This is a genomic window from Cupriavidus sp. SIMBA_020, assembly GCF_046535395.1.
GTDB lineage: Bacteria > Pseudomonadota > Gammaproteobacteria > Burkholderiales > Burkholderiaceae > Cupriavidus > Cupriavidus campinensis.
Map to the genome: position 1 here is coordinate 1 of NZ_JAWRWU010000132.1, position 378 is coordinate 378.

The 378-nt window shown below is 69.6% G+C and carries 1 protein-coding gene; it reads right to left on the bottom strand.

The genetic code is table 11. The features are described from left to right. Positions 1-22: 22 nt before the first annotated feature. Positions 23-378 (bottom strand): cellulose biosynthesis protein BcsD (gene bcsD / locus SB751_RS28495; protein ID WP_410748853.1); only part of this gene is annotated, 356 nt, incomplete at its 5' end.

Genomic DNA, 378 nt, shown 5'->3' on the forward strand with positions numbered 1-378 from the left:
CTCTCATCCGTGGTCCCGCATCCTAGCGGCCGAACCGGTAGAGAATGACACCGGATTCATCGGACGCGCGCTGCTGCGAGACCTTCAACTGCGCATCGGCGCCCAGCAGGCGCATCCACGATTCGTAGGCCCCCTCCAGGAACCCCGCGCTCCAGTCCAGGTGCGCGGCGCCGAACGCCGCGCGCAGCGGCGCGCAGTAGTGCGCCAGGGCCAGGTGATCCTCGGCCTCTTCGATCTCCACCCAGCCCCAGTCCAGCGGACGCCAGACCTGGTTGATGGCGGACTGCATCTCGGCGATCGACACGGCGCCCGACAGCGCATGCCTGTCGGCGAATGTCTCGCCGGCGCGCCGCATCAGCGCGCGCAAGCGCTGCACCG